This is a genomic window from Polynucleobacter sp. MWH-Creno-3A4 (genome assembly GCF_018881885.1).
GTDB lineage: Bacteria > Pseudomonadota > Gammaproteobacteria > Burkholderiales > Burkholderiaceae > Polynucleobacter.
The window spans coordinates 599,655-615,039 of the sequence record NZ_JACXSA010000001.1 but is presented as its reverse complement, the minus strand read 5'-3'; the positions used below and the strand labels follow the sequence as shown (position 1 = coordinate 615,039).

The window sequence follows — 15,385 nt, the reverse complement described above, 5'->3', positions numbered from 1 at the left end:
GGGATTCTAGAGATTTATCCCGGTTAATCAATGCAATTTAATGGTATTTCCCAGCCCTACACCCGCGGTCAGGCACTTCCCGAGCTGTTAAAGCAGCGCATCCTGATTTTGGATGGTGCAATGGGTACCATGATTCAACAGTACAAATTGACTGAGTCTGACTACCGTGGATTGCCAGGAAATACGCGTTTTGCTGATCACCCTGGTGATATCAAAGGTAACAATGAGTTGTTGGTTCTAACCCAGCCCCACATCATTAGCAAAATTCATGAGCAGTACCTGGAGGCCGGTGCTGACATTATTGAAACCAATACGTTTGGCGCAACCTCAGTTGCACAAGAAGATTACAAAATGGCTGGCTTAGCTCGCGAGATGAATGAAGTCTCTGCTCGACTTGCCAAAGCTGCCTGTGAAAAATACAGCACTCAAGACAAGCCTCGTTTTGCTGCTGGCGCTATTGGCCCAACTCCTAAGACCGCTAGCATTTCGCCAGATGTCAATGATCCTGGCGCGCGTAATGTCACCTTTGAAGCGCTGCGCGCTTCATACCGTGAGCAGATTGAGGGTTTGTTTGCTGGCGGTGTTGATTTATTTTTGGTTGAAACGATTTTCGATACGCTCAATGCAAAGGCTGCGCTATTTGCCTTAGATGAATTTTTTGAAGAAACAGGAGAGCGTTTGCCGGTCATGATTTCTGGAACGGTGACCGATGCTTCCGGGCGTATTTTGTCTGGTCAAACTGTTGAGGCCTTCTGGAATAGCTTGCGCCATATAAAACCACTGACATTTGGTTTGAACTGTGCCCTAGGTGCTGCACTAATGCGCCCTTATATTGCAGAGCTTGCGCGGATTTGTGATGCAGCAATCTCTTGCTACCCGAATGCTGGCCTGCCTAACCCAATGAGTGACACCGGTTTCGATGAAACCCCTGAAATTACTTCAAGTCTAGTTGATGGTTTTGCTAAGGATGGTTTGGTGAATGTAGTTGGTGGTTGTTGTGGTACCACGCCAGATCATATTCGCGCAATTGCCAATGCAGTGAGTAAGCGTAAGCCACGTGCTTTCTATCGCGAAAACGCAGAGGCTGCCAAATGAGTAGTTTGGAGAAAAAAATGCCGCCGCCGATGAAGTTATCTGGCTTAGAGGCATTTAACGTTACTTCGGCTGTCGGTTTCGTAAACATTGGTGAGCGTACTAACGTTACGGGATCCAAAGCATTTGCACGCATGATTCTGAACAATCAATTTGATGAGGCTCTCGCAGTAGCGCGTCAGCAAGTTGAGAATGGTGCACAAGTCATCGATATCAATATGGATGAGGCGATGCTAGATTCCGAGGCAGCGATGATTCGCTTCCTCAATCTGATTGCTTCAGAGCCAGACATTGCCCGCGTTCCCATCATGATTGATTCCTCCAAGTGGAGCGTGATTGAAGCAGGCCTTAAGTGTATTCAGGGCAAGCCCATCGTCAATTCGATTTCACTCAAAGAGGGCGAAGAGTCCTTTAGGAAACAAGCTCGCTTGATTCGTCGATACGGCGCTGCTTCTGTGGTGATGGCTTTTGATGAAGCAGGTCAAGCTGATACATTTAAACGTAAAACAGAAATCTGCCAACGCTGTTACGAGATTTTGGTAAATGAAATTGGTTTTCCTGCAGAAGATATTATTTTTGATCCCAATATCTTCGCAATAGCTACCGGCATTGAAGAGCACGATAACTACGCAGTAGATTTTATTAATGCTACTCGTTGGATTAAAGAAAACCTTCCGGGTGCAAAAGTGAGTGGTGGCGTTTCTAATGTGAGCTTCTCATTTCGGGGCAACGACCGGGTGCGCGAGGCAATTCACACTGTTTTCCTATATCACGCGATTCAAGCAGGCATGGATATGGGTATCGTCAACGCCGGCCAACTGGGTGTATACGCCGACTTAGATCCTGAGTTGCGTGAACGTGTCGAAGATGTTGTCCTAAACCGCTTTAAAGAAAAAGAGGGCAAGACGCCAACAGAGCGTTTGTTGGAGATTGCCGATCAATTTAAGGGTGGTGGTGCTAAGCAGGTAGAGAACTTGGTGTGGCGTGAATCACCAGTGCGCGAGCGCTTAACTCATGCGCTAGTTCATGGGATTACTACTTTTATTGAAGAAGATACCGAAGAGTTACGTGCTGAAATCATGGGTGCTGGCGGTAGACCAATTGAGGTCATTGAAGGCCCACTCATGGATGGTATGAATGTGGTTGGCGATCTGTTTGGCGCAGGAAAAATGTTTTTGCCACAAGTAGTCAAGAGTGCTCGAGTCATGAAACAAGCGGTTGCGATTCTGATTCCTTATATCGAGGAAGAAAAGCGTCAGCATATTGCTGCTGGTGGTGAGGCGAAAGCCAAAGGCAAGATCGTGATGGCTACAGTAAAAGGTGATGTCCACGATATTGGTAAAAATATTGTGACTGTAGTGCTGCAATGTAATAACTTCGAGGTAGCAAATATGGGTGTGATGGTTCCTTGCGCAGAGATTCTCAAGCGCGCTAAGGAAGAGAATGCGGACATCGTTGGGTTATCTGGCTTGATCACACCATCCCTGGAAGAGATGACTTATGTCGCACAAGAGATGCAGCGTGATGATTATTTCCGTGAACGTCAAATTCCCTTGATGATTGGTGGTGCAACTACTTCACGGGTGCATACCGCTGTGAAGATTGCCCCCCACTACGATGGTCCAGTGGTATATGTCCCTGATGCATCCCGATCTGTTTCTGTCGCTTCCAGTCTGCTCTCAGATGAAAGTGCCAAGAAATTTATTCAAGATTTGCGTGATGACTATGTCCGTATTCGCGAGCAGCATGCCAATAAGAAAGCAGCCCCAACAATTTCTTTAGAAGCGGCTCGTAAAAATCGTGAGTTGATTGATTGGTCTGCTTACGTTCCAGAGAAGCCCAAGTTTATTGGTCGTCGTGTATTTAAAAACTTTGCACTGAGTGACATTGCTAAATATATTGACTGGACACCTTTCTTTCAGACCTGGGATTTGGCCGGTAAATTCCCGGCCATCTTGGATGATGAAGTAGTAGGTGTTGAGGCTCGCAAGGTATATGAAGATGCACTGGTTTTGCTAGATAAGCTAATCAAGGGTCAGTGGTTGCAGGCTGATGCAGTGGTTGCCTTTTACCCAGCGAATACTGTGGGCGATGATATTGTTTTGTACAGCGATGAAAAGCGCGAGCACCCACTATTTGTGTGGCATAACTTGCGTCAGCAGGCTGAACGACCCATCGTGGATGGAGCTCGCAGACCAAATCGTTGCTTGGCGGATTATGTCGCACCAAAAGATTCTCGAGTGAATGATTACCTCGGATGCTTCGCAGTGACAACAGGTCACGGCGTAGAAAAGAAGGTTGCTGAATTTCAAGCTAAGCATGATGATTACAGCGCCATTATGTTGAAGGCTTTAGCTGATCGCTTAGCTGAAGCTTTTGCTGAGTTAATGCATCATCGAGTGAGAACGGATTTGTGGGGCTATGCTACTGATGAAATTCTGACCAATGATCAGATGATCAATGAGGAGTATCGCGGCATTCGTCCGGCGCCTGGCTATCCTGCGTGTCCAGCGCACGAGGTTAAGCAAGATCTTCTTAGGGTAATCGGGTCAGAAGATATTGGTATGACCTTGACTGAGTCAATGGCCATGAATCCAGCTTCCAGTGTGAGCGGTTTCTATTTAGCTCATCCAGATGCGCGCTACTTTAATGTTGGAAAAATCTCAACTGATCAGTTGGAAGATTTGGCTAAGCGTCGTGGTGAGTCAGTTGAGGATGTACGCCGTCAACTCGCTAGCTTGATAGATTAAACGCCCCACATCACGGGCTCATCTTTGGCTTTGGCCTGCTTCATCAGTTCTAAAAAAGGATAGGCCCTTTGACCAAGTCGGTCAGCGAGTTTGGGCTTTTCTTCGCCCTCTTCATGCTCTGTTTTTGAGCGTTCTTCTAGGTCTTTCAGAATTGCATTTTCTAGGGTGGTAATGAGATTCGGTAATTGCTCTACGGTCAGAATTCCCCTGGGCTCCAGTGGACGACCCAAAATATCAAAGATTCGCTTGGTCAGATCGGCCAACATAATGACGTCCGGTCCAGCTTTTGAGCGAAATTGATAGATCATTTCGATAGCTTACCACCTGATAAACTCACTCTTCTATGTTGTTAACCAATAAAAACCATTTAATTGAGATGCTCGGTAGTGCCCTAGCTGGTATCGCTCAGGAGCGAGGCTTGGCAGAGCCATCTGCGCCCCGTTTAGAGCGTCCTAAGGCAGTAGATCATGGCGATGTCGCTTGCAATATTGCGTTGCAGTTATCAAAAGCCTGGAAGCTCAATCCTAGAGATTTAGCCCAGACCTTAGTAGATCGTCTGCAACAGCAAGCCGGCTTTGATCAACTCATTGCATCATGCGAAATCGCGGGCCCTGGTTTTATCAATTTCCGCTTCAGTAATGTCGCCAAAACAGCAGTGATCAATGAGATTCTTGAGAAGGGCGCCCACTTTGGAGAGCATCCCGCGAGCAGCGCAAACGCTCCAAGCGCGATGATTGAGTTTGTCTCAGCAAATCCAACCGGACCATTGCATGTAGGTCATGGTAGGCAAGCGGCGCTGGGTGATGCCTTAGCTAATTTATTGGCAACGCAAGGTGTCAAAGTGCATCGTGAGTTTTATTACAACGACGCAGGCGTACAAATTGCTAACTTAGCATTATCTGTTCAAGCCCGTTTGCATGGCTTAAAGCCAGGCGATACCGCTTGGCCTGAGCAAGCTTATAACGGTGAATATATTGCGGAGATTGCTTCCGCCTTTAAGGACTCGCCTCAATATGAAGATGACATTGAAGCGATTCGTCAATTTGCAGTCGCTTACTTACGCAATGAGCAGGATATTGATTTAAAAACTTTCGGTGTGAAGTTTGATTGCTATTACCTGGAATCTTCTTTGTATACCGATGGTAGTGTTGCGCAAATCGTTGGTGATTTACAGGGCATTGGTAAGACCTACGAAGCTGAAGGTGCATTGTGGTTAAAGACTACTGATGATGGCGATGATAAAGATCGTGTAATGCGTAAATCGGATGGGAGCTTCACTTACTTTGTCCCCGATATTGCTTATCACGCAAGTAAGTGGAATCGTGGTTTTCAGAAAGTGATCAATGTGCAGGGTAGTGACCACCATGGCACGATTGCCCGTGTGCGCTCTGGCTTGCAGGGTGTTGCACAAAAGCGTGGTTGGGATATTCCCAAGACATATCCAGAGTATGTATTGCACAAGATGGTTACTGTCATGCGTCATGGCGAAGAGGTAAAAATTTCCAAGCGAGCGGGCTCTTATGTCACAGTCCGAGATTTAGTGGAATGGTCTGGTGGTGTTACTCCTGAAATGACCCCACAAGAGCGGGAGCTAGCTCTCCAGCGCGGTCGTGATGCAGTGCGCTTTTTCTTGATTTCCCGTAAGGCAGATACGGAATTTGTCTTTGATATTGACTTGGCTCTTCAGCAAAATGATGAGAACCCAGTGTTTTACGTTCAATATGCTCATGCACGAATTTGCTCTATCTTGCAACAATGGGCTGGTCAGACTGATGATTTGATTTCAGCAGATTTATCTTTATTGCAAAGTAAAGCTTCGGATCATTTATTGCGTCGTTTGGCAGAGTATCCCGAAGTGTTGACAGATGCGGCACATGAGCTGGCTCCTCATGCCCTGGCTTTTTATTTGCGCGATCTTGCGGGCGATTTCCACACTTTCTACAATGCGGATCGAGTTTTGGTCGATGATCCAAGCTTGAAGTTGGCTCGTTTGGCGCTTTTATCAGCAACTCGCCAAGTCTTGCAAAATGGTTTAAAAGTATTAGGGGTATCTGCACCAGCTAAGATGTAATGGCAGCGTATGAAGTGAAAAGGTAAGATGAGGAAATCATGAAAAAACCGAATCAAGAAACTGGCTTCATCAAGAGCGGAAATAATGCCCAGTATGGTGGCACGATCTTGGGCTTTGTTTTGGGTTTAGGTGCCGGTCTAGCACTAGCCTTTGGCATTACTTTTTATTTAAATAAAAATACCCCCCAAGAAAGACCCGGTGTTCGGGCGCCAAATTTACCGTTAACGATTAAACCTTCTCCATCGCCAGCTGAAGGCGAAGTTGCTGCACCTGCAGCGCCATTAGATTTGAATAAACCTTTGCAAGGAAAATCACCTGCAGCAGCGTCCTCAGACCCTATTGGTGATTTGGTAAATGGAAAAAAACCGGTTGATTCTCCTCCTACCTTGGCACCTGCAGCAGCAAAATCAGATGCAATTTATTTCCTGCAGGCTGGGGCTTTTGTAAAGCGCGCTGATGCAGATGCGCAAAAGGCAAACTTAGCCATTCAAGGCATTCAGGCGCAATTGAGTGAAGTGACCAGCGATGGAAATACGCTTTGGCGTGTCAGGGTTGGTCCATTCAATAGCGTTGAAGAAAGCAATCCAGTGCGTGATAAGTTAAATGGCATCGGCGTCAAACCAACCCTCATTAAATCTAGTAAATCATGATTTCATTAAGTAAAAGAATTTTTATCGCACTATCTATTTTTTGCTTAAGCGGGATTGTTAGCGCACAAAGTACAAAGATTGAAGAGGGTTTCGATTACCGTGTATTACCTAACGCTCAACCTTTAGAGGTGAAGGGCAAAGTAGAGGTGATCGAGTTCTTTTGGTATGGTTGTCCACATTGCTATGACTTTGAGCCAGACCTGAGTGCTTGGGTCAAACGTCAGCCTAAGGATGTATCTTTCCGGAGAGTGCCAGTAGCATTTCGTGATGACTTCTTGCCGCACAGCCAATTGTTCTATGCCTTAGAGGCTATGGGTAAGGGCGATGCGCTAAATGAAAAAGTAATGTATGCAATGCATAAGGAAAATAAGCGTTTACTCACGGAATCTGAGATTGCTGATTGGGTCGCATCCCAAGGTGTCGATCGCAATACTTTCTTAGCAACTTACCGATCCTTTGCAGTTGTCTCAAAGGCTCGTGCAGCCAAGCAATTAACTGAGGCTTATCGCATCGATGGCGTACCAACAATTGTGATGCAGGGCAAATATGTCACCTCCCCATCCATTGCTGGCAGCAAAGCCAAAGCTATTTTGGTGATGGATTATCTCGAGGATAAAATTCGCAAAGATAAATATAAACAGTAGTAACTACATAGCACCACTGCTTAAATCTTTACAAAGCGCCGCACAATCCAAAAGTAAATGGGGTATGGCAGGATTCTTAAAAACTTTAAGAATCTAGAAAATCGCTTGGGAAAGTGAATGTCGAACTCTCCCCGTTGAATTCCAGACAAGATGTCAGCGGCAGCCTCTTCAGCGCTGATTAAGGCCGGCATTTCAAAATCGTTCTGAGCGGTCGCCTCGGTTGCTACAAAGCCCGGTGAAATCATATGAACGCTCACCCCTTGAGGAAGTAAGTCGTAATAGAGGATTTCGCAGAAGTTAATAATTGCCGCCTTGCTTGGGCCATAGGCCAAGGCCTTAGGAAGGCCGCTGTATCCTGCAACACTACCTACAATTGCAATATGGCCGGCATGGGCTTTGAGCATTTCGGGAAGTACAAGTCCTACAGCGCGCATTGGGCCCAATAAGTTTGCATCAATTGTTTGCTCTGCGGCTTTGATATCAAAGTCGTCAGCCCCTAGTGGAATGTAAATGCCGGAAACAAATAACAATAAATCAATGCCACCCCAAACATTGAGGATTGATTGATAGCCATTTTCCAATTGAGTCTGATTGGTTACGTCTAATGGCAAAACCAATGCTTGCTCTGCATTCCCAAGAGAAGCAATTTGATTCAGGCGCTCAGCCCTTCTACTCGAAATAGCAATCTTTGCACCAGCGCGAAGAAGCGCTTTTGCACAGGCCTCGCCAATTCCGCTGGAGGCGCCAATGATCCAAACACGTTTACCAGAGAAGGATGAAATACCCTTTTGTTTCATATGCTCAGGGCATCAGGCGATGCTTGTGGGGGTTTATGGCTCAAAGTGAATTGCACGACATCGATATTGCGTTCTGAAAAGCCAGCTGCACAATACATTAAGTAGAAATTCCAGAGACGAATGAAGGCCTCATCAAAACCTAAGCGATGAATTTCAGATAATTTTTGATTAAAGGCATCTCTCCATAGGCAAAGTGTTTTTGCATAATCAGCTCCGAAAGCAAATTCGGATTCAATTTGAAGCCCTGCCTTAGCAGCATATTCTTTAAAGCTGGAGCGAGAGGGTAGCATTCCGCCAGGAAAGACATATTGTTGAATGAAGTCCGTATTGTGGCGATAGCGCTCAAAGAGTTCTTCTGCAATCACAATCGTTTGAATACAGGCTTTACCACCTGCCTTGAGGCATTTCGCTATCGTCTGGAAGTATTCAGGCCAATGTTTTTCACCAACTGCCTCAAACATTTCTACTGAGGCGATCCCTTCAAATTGCTCTTGGCAATCGCGGTAGTCCTGGAGCCGAACCTCAAATGTGCTCGGGTGCGCCATTGCAGACTGAATCTTTTGGAGACGATCTTTGGCAAATGCTTGCTGTTCAGTAGATAGGGTTAAGCCGGTAATGGAAATATTGTTCTGAAGGGCTTCTTCCATAACGCCACCCCAACCACAACCAATTTCTAAGACGTGATCGCCAGGTTTGATTTGGAGTGATTTTAAGATACGTCTAATCTTTGCTCTCTGGGCATCGGCAAGAGATTGTTGTTCATCACCCGAAAACCAAGCGCTAGAGTAACTCATGGTTGGATCAAGCCATAGCGCATAGAATGCATTGCCCAAATCATAGTGGGCATGAATATTTTTACGACTGCCAGACTTGCTGTTATCTCTGAGCCAGTGTCTGACGCGATAGAGCAGTGAGCCATACCAGCTGCCATAAATGGCTTTTTCGAGAATCTGACGGTTACGAATTGCCAGTTCCAGAATAGCTTTTAAATCCGGGGTGTTCCATTCACCGCGGATATAACTTTCAGCAAAGCCAATGTCACCATGAGACAGCACTTGCTTGAATACTGCCCAGTTCAAGATATGAATCTCAGCATGCAGGGCATCGTTTGGGTTGCCAAACTCCCTGACTTTGCCATCCGGTAGAGTCATTCTTAAATAACCGCTACTCAGCTTTGACAAAAGGCGTAATAGTGTTTCAGTGCTGACTCTAGATGGAGATGTTTTTACAGCTCGATTTTGAGGTCGCACAAAATTCAGTCGCGAGAGTAAAGATTGTCCAGGACGGTTCATTTGCTAACTTCGAATTCCGGTGGATGGGGTTTTGTATGAAAGGGTACACCTTTTAGCCATAATTTCAATGCTTGCCAATGGATGCGAAAGATCACGCCCAGACTCATTAAGGGGTAGCGAAGAAAAGCCAGCCAAAGAGACGATGAGCTTAAGGGACGGCTGGTTCCGCTAATGCTGGTATTGATGAGCGGGAGCCCATCTTCGTGGAGCTCAATCCGGCACACTGAATGATTTCCGCTGTTGCTATCCTGAGGAAAGAGGAAACGAAAATGGTAGTCACCTCGCACATCACAAAACGGTGAAACATGGAATACTTTTTGGCTAGTTAAGGTTTCTCCGGAGCGCAATGCTTCACCATTAGGCTTAGCTAATATGTAGCAGTGACGCTCGCCAAAAGTATTATTAACCTCAGCTAATACGGCTTGAACTTGACCGTCTGCTCGAGTACAAATCCAAAAACTCACAGGATTAAATACATAGCCTAGTACTCTAGGAAATGTCTGCAGCCAGATTTCCCCATCAACATTTTGAATTTGGTTGTCGTGAAGGATCTGCTCAATCCATTGGAGGCTATCAGCTGCGCCCGTGCCATGGTCTTTATCAAAAAAAGAAAATAAGCCCAATTGATTGTCTTTTAGTCCATGCTGGCTGAGTAACTTCAGATTGTCTTTTCTAGCGCGCATCGGGATTGATACGGTGAATACACCGTAGCCAAAGGCATTTTGTGCTGGCCGAAAGCGGCGATGCTTAACAACTCCAAAGTTAATCTTGGCCTGACTCATTTAATGTGCATCTTGCTCGGGGTGGGTTTGGCGTGGCGAGTGAGTGCTCTCAATCAATGCTTCTGCAACCAATTCGCCAGAGCGTAAGCCATCCTCATGAAAGCCAAAGCCCGTCCAAGCACCGCAGTACCAGATAGATCCCGTTCCTTGAATCAGCGGCAACTCTTTTTGAGCCTGAATAGCATTCATATCAAACACTGGGTGAGAGTAATGAATTTCTTGATGAATCAACTTTGGATTTGGCTCAGCTGAGGGATTTAAGCTCACGATAATTTGTGTATCTTTGAGCTCCACTGGCAGCGGCTGTAAGCGATTAATCAAATAGTTCACGCTGACGTGTTGTTTTGCCGAAGTGTGTATCCCCGCTTTGGCGGTGTAGTTCCAGGCAGCCCAACAGCGCTTTGTTTCAGGAAGAAAGTGCTCGTCGGTGTGGAGAATGGCGCGATTTTTTTGATATGGGATGGCCGCCAGAATATTTCGGGCTTGCTGGGCTATGCCGTGAACCAGGTCGAGGGTTTGATCACTATGGCACGCCATGACTACCTCATCGAACCAGGCGCTCCCGGAGGGGCTAATGACCTCCACTTTTGAGGAGCCATCTCGCGAAGCATTCACGCGTACAACGCTCTCACGTAGGATATGTACTTGATGGGATTCGAGGGCTGCCACAATGCGCTTCACATACTCTCGTGAGCCACCTTTGATGGTTAGCCATTGAGGGCGATTCTGAATTTGTAATAAACCATGGTTATGACAAAAGCGCACCATAGTTTGGATGGGAAATTGCAGCATTTGCTCGACAGAGCAAGACCAGATAGCGCCAATCATTGGCAGAAAATAATTTTCTCTAAAGCTTTGGCTCAATCGATTGCGATCTAAAAAGTTGGCAATCGATTCATCCGGCTCTTTATAAAGATGGCCTGCTTCAATTTGAGCCTGAGCCAACTTTGTCGCCAGTTGGTTAAAGCGCAAGATGTCGTATGCCATTCTCCAGAAAGACGGAGACAGTAAGTTGGATCTTTGACCAAAGAAGGAATTGAGATCATTCCCAGCCCATTCAATATTTCGATGGGACTGGCCCTTCTCAGATGTATCGATGGAGACCGAGAAAGACATTTCAGAAGGGGCTATAGGAGCATCAATCTCTTCAAAGAGACGTACCAAGCGGGGATAAGTTTTCCGGTTAAAAACCAAGAACCCAGTATCTACCCCATGCGTCACTCTCTGACCATTAATTTCGCAAGTCAAATCAACCGTATTGCTATGTCCGCCAATATGATCGCCGCCCTCATAAAGGGTGATCTCAAATTCAGGATGCTGTCTTAAGGCATATGCACAACCAAGACCAGAGATCCCAGCGCCAATAATGGCAATTCTTTTTTTTGTCACTGGGACTTTTCTCCCAAAAGCTTTTCGATTTCGCTAGTGATGCTGCCGCTCGTTGGCTTAGTCATACTTCCATACGAATCCACTACATTGCCATTACGATCAATCAAATATTTATAGAAATTCCATTTAGGTGTTGTGCCTGTTTTCGCAATCAACATTTTGAATAATGGATTCGCATTACTACCAGTCACTGAGCTCTTAGCGAACATCGGAAATTTCACGTCATAAGTATTCTTGCAAAAGTCAGCAATTTCTTTATTGCTGCCAGGCTCTTGTTGTCCGAAGTCGTTGGAAGGGAAGCCTAGCACTACAAAACCTTGATCTTTATATTTCGCATAGATTTTCTCCAGACCTTCATATTGGCTGGTAAATCCGCAAAAGCTAGCGGTATTCACAACCAAAATGACTTTGCCCTGATATTGGCAAAGGCTTTGAGGTGCTTCATCTTGAAGGCGCAAAAAGGTTTGGGAGAGGAGAGGGCTACAGCTGGAGGCTGCATTGGCAGTTTGGCTACCCCAGATCATTGTCAGGAGGGCAAAGACCCAGACGCTGATGAGATGGCGCGGGTAAGGTGATATCTGGCGAGGCATTGAGACCTTCTGGGATTGGGTGAATAGAGTGCAAGTCTAAGACATTCTGGGCAATATCGCTGAGCATTGGCTAATGCTATTAATATTGAGTTATGAGTACATTGCCACTGCCCTCTTTCGAATCCAAAATTTGCCCTCTGGATGAACTGGCTAGCCGAGTGGCAAAACTACCTAGACCCTTGGTTTTTACTAATGGAGTGTTTGATATTTTGCATCGAGGTCACGCCAGTTATTTGGCGCAGGCTCGTGCTTTAGGGGCAAGTTTGGTGGTGGGGGTGAACTCAGATAGCTCAGTAAAGATGTTGGGTAAGGGTGATGACCGACCTATTAACTCTGAAGCAGATCGACAGGCGCTGTTAGCTGCGCTGGAGAGTGTTGATATGGCAGTGCTTTTTACTGAGCAAACGCCAGTGAATTTGATTGAAGAAATGCGTCCTGATATTTACGTCAAGGGTGGCGATTATGAAATCGATACTCTAGCGGAAACAAAGTTAGTCAAGACCTGGGGCGGAAAAGCTATTGCGATCCCATTCTTATACGAGCGCTCTACGACAAGCTTGTTAGGTAAGATCCGCTCTTAGAGATTTTGTAGTAGCCACGCCCAAATTCCTCGTAGCACTAAGCCCTCAGTGATCTCTATGACGCAGGAAGTTTGAGATTTCATTTTGTGCATCTCTCTCGCAAAAATCTGAGCATTGCCGCCATCAAGCCAAATTCGCTCAACTGGACAATTCATTTCTTTTGCTAGAGCGACTGCATACTGAATAGCGCCAATTTGTGCAGCATCACATCCACCAATAATGGCTTGATTAGTTGATAAACCAAATCCATCAGAGTCTCCCTCACGCACGGCCAGAGGGAGTGCGGCTGTATTACCCGCTAAACTCTTTTGCATCAGCTCAAGTCCTGGCAATATCCAGCCACCATAGTGCACTCCATTAGCACCGAGAAGGTCTATGGTAGTTGCGGTGCCGGCATTAACGACGATGGTATTGGTGTTTGAAAGTGCGCGTGCCCCAATCATTGCAGCCCAGCGATCGGCACCAAGCTTGCTCGAATCTTGATAGAGTGTCCGCAGGCCCGCACATTCACTATTGCCTTTGAGCTGCTGCCAAAGGACATCACTCCATTGTGGAAAAAGTGATTTGAGATTTTCAATAGCTTCGCTACCAGCAACGCAAGTAAAGCCAATCGCATCAGGTTTGGGTAAAGTCTTCGAAATGTAATCTGTTAGCTCTGCTTTATGTTCAGGCGAGGCTAAAGATTTACTGCTAATCGATCCAGAGTAAGCCCATAGCTTTTTCTGTCGGTCTGAGGGTTGTTGAGTAGACTCAACTGCAGCCCATTTAAGGCGTGTATTGCCAACATCAAACAGTAAATAAAGGCTCATGATTGTGCTCTTAGGGATACATCGCCCGCATGAATCACGAGCGTTTTATTGTCTTGCTGCAATAGTAATGCGCCGGTTTCATCAATGCCTTGTGAAATACCATGAATGGGCTCTTTGCCGATACCCGATATAGACACCGCCTGACCAGTGTAGGCATCCCAGCGTTTCCATTGTGCTTGGTATGGGGCAAAACCGACTTCATCGAATTGCTTGAGTGCACTCTCTAGAGCTGCAATCAATTTGATCCAAAGATATTCCGTATCGGGTAACTCTGCAGGCGCTGTAATGAGTTGATCTAGTGTGCTTATCTTGAGTCCAGACGGATTATCAAGTCCAGCTTCAATAGCAGCGCGATTGCGCAAGTTCATGCCAATACCAATAATCATCCAAGTGCTATTGCCTGCTTTGGCTTGGCCGCCCTCTATGAGAATGCCGCCGAGTTTGCTGTTATTTAGAAGTAAATCATTTGGCCACTTTAAGCGTAAGCCTGCTTGATGCAAAACATTGGAATCAAGATTTAAGGCTTCTGCGATTCCGGTAATAACAGCCATTCCAACCAGAAGACTCAGTCCAGTCATTTCTGCGGGGGTTCTTTTGAAGGGGTAGGCTAATGAAAAACTGATGGAGTCGCCTGGCTTGGCGAACCAGCTCCGCCCTGCCCGGCCTTTGCCTGCGGTTTGCTTATGGGCAAGCCGAGCGACGGGGTCAATAAGCTCTCCCGCGCGCCAGCGCTCCAGGAGGTCATCATTTGTGGATTGAGTTTCAGTAACGCGTTCAAGGATGCAATTGGCAGTCATTTCGCCATTGTAGAAAGGTCTGACCTAGAATTGTGGGATGGATCAAAAAGATCAGCGCCCCTATAAGTTTGTTTGGCCTTTGCAGGCCATGCCTTTAGCTAGGGTCATGAGCCTCAGTTATGCACTCTTGATCATTTACATCAGCCTAAATCCCTTTGACTTTGACTTTCAGAATGGCATTGATGCCTGGTCTTGGATAGACGCTCCTCTACCGCGATTTATTACTTTATTTGATGTTTCAGTCAATATCCTCGCATATATCCCGTTTGGTTTTTTGTTGGTATTTGCTGCTTATCCACGGTGGCGCAATTTTGTTGCTTTGGGGATTGCTCTAAGCCTCAGCGCCATTTTGGCGATCAGTGTAGAGACCTTACAGTCATGGTTACCCACCCGAGTACCCAGTTTGATGGACTGGTGGGCTAATATCTTTGGAGGTCTCTTGGGGGGCTTGCTAGCCATTCCATTAGGCCCTCAATGGTTATCAGGCAGCGTTGTACGACGACGTTTTGATCAATGGTTTGGATTGAATTGGGGTGCCTGCGCTCTTTTCCTACTATTTCCTTGGTCGCAAATTTATCCTCAAAGTTCTTGGTTGGGTACAGGTGTATGGGGCCATGCGATTTTTGGCTCGATTGATTGGGGAACCCTAGTAATCAATCAAGTAGTCCAAGAGACCTTAATCACTGCTTTATGTTGGCTTGGCGTCGCTTTGTTACTGTCTTTAGGGTTACGTTCCAAGGCCCCGCAGTGGCGAATTCTGAATGGACTTTTGTGTTTAACGGTGTTGATTAAGATCTTATTTACTGCCCTGCAATTCGGTGGCGAATTTAGTTTGATCTGGCTGACAGCAGGCGCCTTATGGGGCATGGTGTTAGCAAGCATTTTGTTGAGATGGGCTTTGCGCTTAGGTCAGGGCAGTAAGTTTTGGCTAGCTTTGTGCTGTTTAGGTATCGCCACTATTGCCATTAACGTCTTGCCGGATAATCCTTATTTCATCATGAACTTGCGGCACTGGAATCAAGGACGCTTGTTACATTTTAATGATTTGATGCAATGGGTTTCGGTAGTATGGTTACCAATCGCATTGACTTGGATGATTTATCACGTTGGCGAATTTAACCCGCAGTACAGAAAAAGATAA

General features: G+C 46.1%; 15 protein-coding genes. 7 read left to right on the top strand and 8 right to left on the bottom strand.

What is annotated here, in order from left to right; translation table 11 throughout:
* Positions 1-30 precede the first annotated feature (30 nt).
* The gene (locus IEN92_RS03015) at positions 31-1,095 is read left to right on the top strand and encodes a homocysteine S-methyltransferase family protein (RefSeq protein ID WP_216160483.1); all 1,065 of its coding nucleotides are present in this window, start codon (positions 31-33) and stop codon (positions 1,093-1,095) included.
* On the top strand, positions 1,092-3,842 hold the full coding sequence (gene metH / locus IEN92_RS03010) for a methionine synthase (protein ID WP_216160480.1): 2,751 nt from the start codon (positions 1,092-1,094) through the stop codon (positions 3,840-3,842). The genes IEN92_RS03015 and metH overlap by 4 nt, the downstream gene beginning before the upstream one ends.
* Here the strand turns inward: metH and IEN92_RS03005 are convergent.
* Positions 3,839-4,150, bottom strand: coding sequence for a DUF1840 domain-containing protein (locus IEN92_RS03005; protein ID WP_215374295.1), 312 nt, complete (start codon positions 4,148-4,150; stop codon positions 3,839-3,841). The genes metH and IEN92_RS03005 overlap by 4 nt on opposite strands.
* 35 nt (positions 4,151-4,185) lie before the next feature.
* Between IEN92_RS03005 and argS the strand changes: the two genes are divergently transcribed.
* From argS to IEN92_RS02990, 3 genes are read left to right on the top strand one after another with little or no spacing between them, the layout of a single operon-like run.
* The gene (gene argS / locus IEN92_RS03000; RefSeq protein ID WP_216160477.1) at positions 4,186-5,913 is read left to right on the top strand and encodes an arginine--tRNA ligase; all 1,728 of its coding nucleotides are present in this window, start codon (positions 4,186-4,188) and stop codon (positions 5,911-5,913) included.
* A gap of 38 nt (positions 5,914-5,951) precedes the next feature.
* On the top strand, positions 5,952-6,563 hold the full coding sequence (locus IEN92_RS02995; protein ID WP_215374291.1) for an SPOR domain-containing protein: 612 nt from the start codon (positions 5,952-5,954) through the stop codon (positions 6,561-6,563).
* Positions 6,560-7,207, top strand: a complete 648-nt coding sequence (locus IEN92_RS02990; RefSeq protein WP_216160475.1) for a thiol:disulfide interchange protein DsbA/DsbL — start codon at positions 6,560-6,562, stop codon at positions 7,205-7,207. Before IEN92_RS02995 ends, IEN92_RS02990 begins: the two co-directional genes overlap by 4 nt.
* A 20-nt stretch (positions 7,208-7,227) precedes the next feature.
* Here the strand turns inward: IEN92_RS02990 and IEN92_RS02985 are convergent, their stop codons facing one another.
* From IEN92_RS02985 to IEN92_RS02965, 5 genes are read right to left on the bottom strand one after another with little or no spacing between them, the layout of a single operon-like run.
* The gene (locus IEN92_RS02985; protein ID WP_216160472.1) at positions 7,228-8,004 is read right to left on the bottom strand and encodes an SDR family oxidoreductase; all 777 of its coding nucleotides are present in this window, start codon (positions 8,002-8,004) and stop codon (positions 7,228-7,230) included.
* Positions 8,001-9,296, bottom strand: coding sequence for a cyclopropane-fatty-acyl-phospholipid synthase family protein (locus IEN92_RS02980; protein WP_215374280.1), 1,296 nt, complete (start codon positions 9,294-9,296; stop codon positions 8,001-8,003). Before IEN92_RS02980 ends, IEN92_RS02985 begins: the two co-directional genes overlap by 4 nt.
* Positions 9,293-10,078, bottom strand: coding sequence for a DUF1365 domain-containing protein (locus IEN92_RS02975; protein ID WP_216160469.1), 786 nt, complete (start codon positions 10,076-10,078; stop codon positions 9,293-9,295). Before IEN92_RS02975 ends, IEN92_RS02980 begins: the two co-directional genes overlap by 4 nt.
* A complete protein-coding gene (locus IEN92_RS02970) occupies positions 10,079-11,467 on the bottom strand; it encodes an FAD-dependent oxidoreductase (RefSeq protein WP_216160466.1) in 1,389 nt (462 codons plus the stop codon).
* A complete protein-coding gene (locus IEN92_RS02965; RefSeq protein WP_216162125.1) occupies positions 11,464-11,991 on the bottom strand; it encodes a glutathione peroxidase in 528 nt (175 codons plus the stop codon). Before IEN92_RS02965 ends, IEN92_RS02970 begins: the two co-directional genes overlap by 4 nt.
* 158 nt (positions 11,992-12,149) lie before the next feature.
* On the opposite strand from IEN92_RS02965, the gene rfaE2 reads away from it, so the two are divergent.
* Positions 12,150-12,638 (top strand): D-glycero-beta-D-manno-heptose 1-phosphate adenylyltransferase, encoded by a 489-nt coding sequence (gene rfaE2 / locus IEN92_RS02960; protein WP_216160464.1) that lies wholly within the window; start codon positions 12,150-12,152, stop codon positions 12,636-12,638.
* Here rfaE2 and IEN92_RS02955 read toward each other — a convergent pair.
* Both IEN92_RS02955 and IEN92_RS02950 read right to left on the bottom strand, forming a co-directional pair.
* On the bottom strand, positions 12,635-13,447 hold the full coding sequence (locus IEN92_RS02955; RefSeq protein WP_216160461.1) for a type III pantothenate kinase: 813 nt from the start codon (positions 13,445-13,447) through the stop codon (positions 12,635-12,637). The two genes, rfaE2 and IEN92_RS02955, sit on opposite strands and share 4 nt — an antisense overlap.
* A complete protein-coding gene (locus IEN92_RS02950; protein ID WP_216160458.1) occupies positions 13,444-14,244 on the bottom strand; it encodes a biotin--[acetyl-CoA-carboxylase] ligase in 801 nt (266 codons plus the stop codon). Before IEN92_RS02950 ends, IEN92_RS02955 begins: the two co-directional genes overlap by 4 nt.
* A gap of 37 nt (positions 14,245-14,281) precedes the next feature.
* Here IEN92_RS02950 and IEN92_RS02945 point away from each other — a divergent pair, with 37 nt between their 5' ends.
* Positions 14,282-15,385, top strand: coding sequence for a VanZ family protein (locus tag IEN92_RS02945; protein ID WP_215374263.1), 1,104 nt, complete (start codon positions 14,282-14,284; stop codon positions 15,383-15,385).

Excerpts from the sequence above, each read along its gene's own strand:
- IEN92_RS03015 (WP_216160483.1), top strand. The coding sequence starts at position 31 with ATGCAATTTAATGGTATTTCCCAGCCCTACACCCGCGGTCAGGCACTT.
- metH (WP_216160480.1), top strand. The coding sequence starts at position 1,092 with ATGAGTAGTTTGGAGAAAAAAATGCCGCCGCCGATGAAGTTATCTGGC.
- IEN92_RS03005 (WP_215374295.1), bottom strand. The coding sequence starts at position 4,150 with ATGATCTATCAATTTCGCTCAAAAGCTGGACCGGACGTCATTATGTTG.
- argS (WP_216160477.1), top strand. The coding sequence starts at position 4,186 with ATGTTGTTAACCAATAAAAACCATTTAATTGAGATGCTCGGTAGTGCC.
- IEN92_RS02995 (WP_215374291.1), top strand. The coding sequence starts at position 5,952 with ATGAAAAAACCGAATCAAGAAACTGGCTTCATCAAGAGCGGAAATAAT.
- IEN92_RS02990 (WP_216160475.1), top strand. The coding sequence starts at position 6,560 with ATGATTTCATTAAGTAAAAGAATTTTTATCGCACTATCTATTTTTTGC.
- IEN92_RS02985 (WP_216160472.1), bottom strand. The coding sequence starts at position 8,004 with ATGAAACAAAAGGGTATTTCATCCTTCTCTGGTAAACGTGTTTGGATC.
- IEN92_RS02980 (WP_215374280.1), bottom strand. The coding sequence starts at position 9,296 with ATGAACCGTCCTGGACAATCTTTACTCTCGCGACTGAATTTTGTGCGA.
- IEN92_RS02975 (WP_216160469.1), bottom strand. The coding sequence starts at position 10,078 with ATGAGTCAGGCCAAGATTAACTTTGGAGTTGTTAAGCATCGCCGCTTT.
- IEN92_RS02965 (WP_216162125.1), bottom strand. The coding sequence starts at position 11,991 with ATGATCTGGGGTAGCCAAACTGCCAATGCAGCCTCCAGCTGTAGCCCT.
- rfaE2 (WP_216160464.1), top strand. The coding sequence starts at position 12,150 with ATGAGTACATTGCCACTGCCCTCTTTCGAATCCAAAATTTGCCCTCTG.
- IEN92_RS02955 (WP_216160461.1), bottom strand. The coding sequence starts at position 13,447 with ATGAGCCTTTATTTACTGTTTGATGTTGGCAATACACGCCTTAAATGG.
- IEN92_RS02950 (WP_216160458.1), bottom strand. The coding sequence starts at position 14,244 with ATGACTGCCAATTGCATCCTTGAACGCGTTACTGAAACTCAATCCACA.
- IEN92_RS02945 (WP_215374263.1), top strand. The coding sequence starts at position 14,282 with ATGGATCAAAAAGATCAGCGCCCCTATAAGTTTGTTTGGCCTTTGCAG.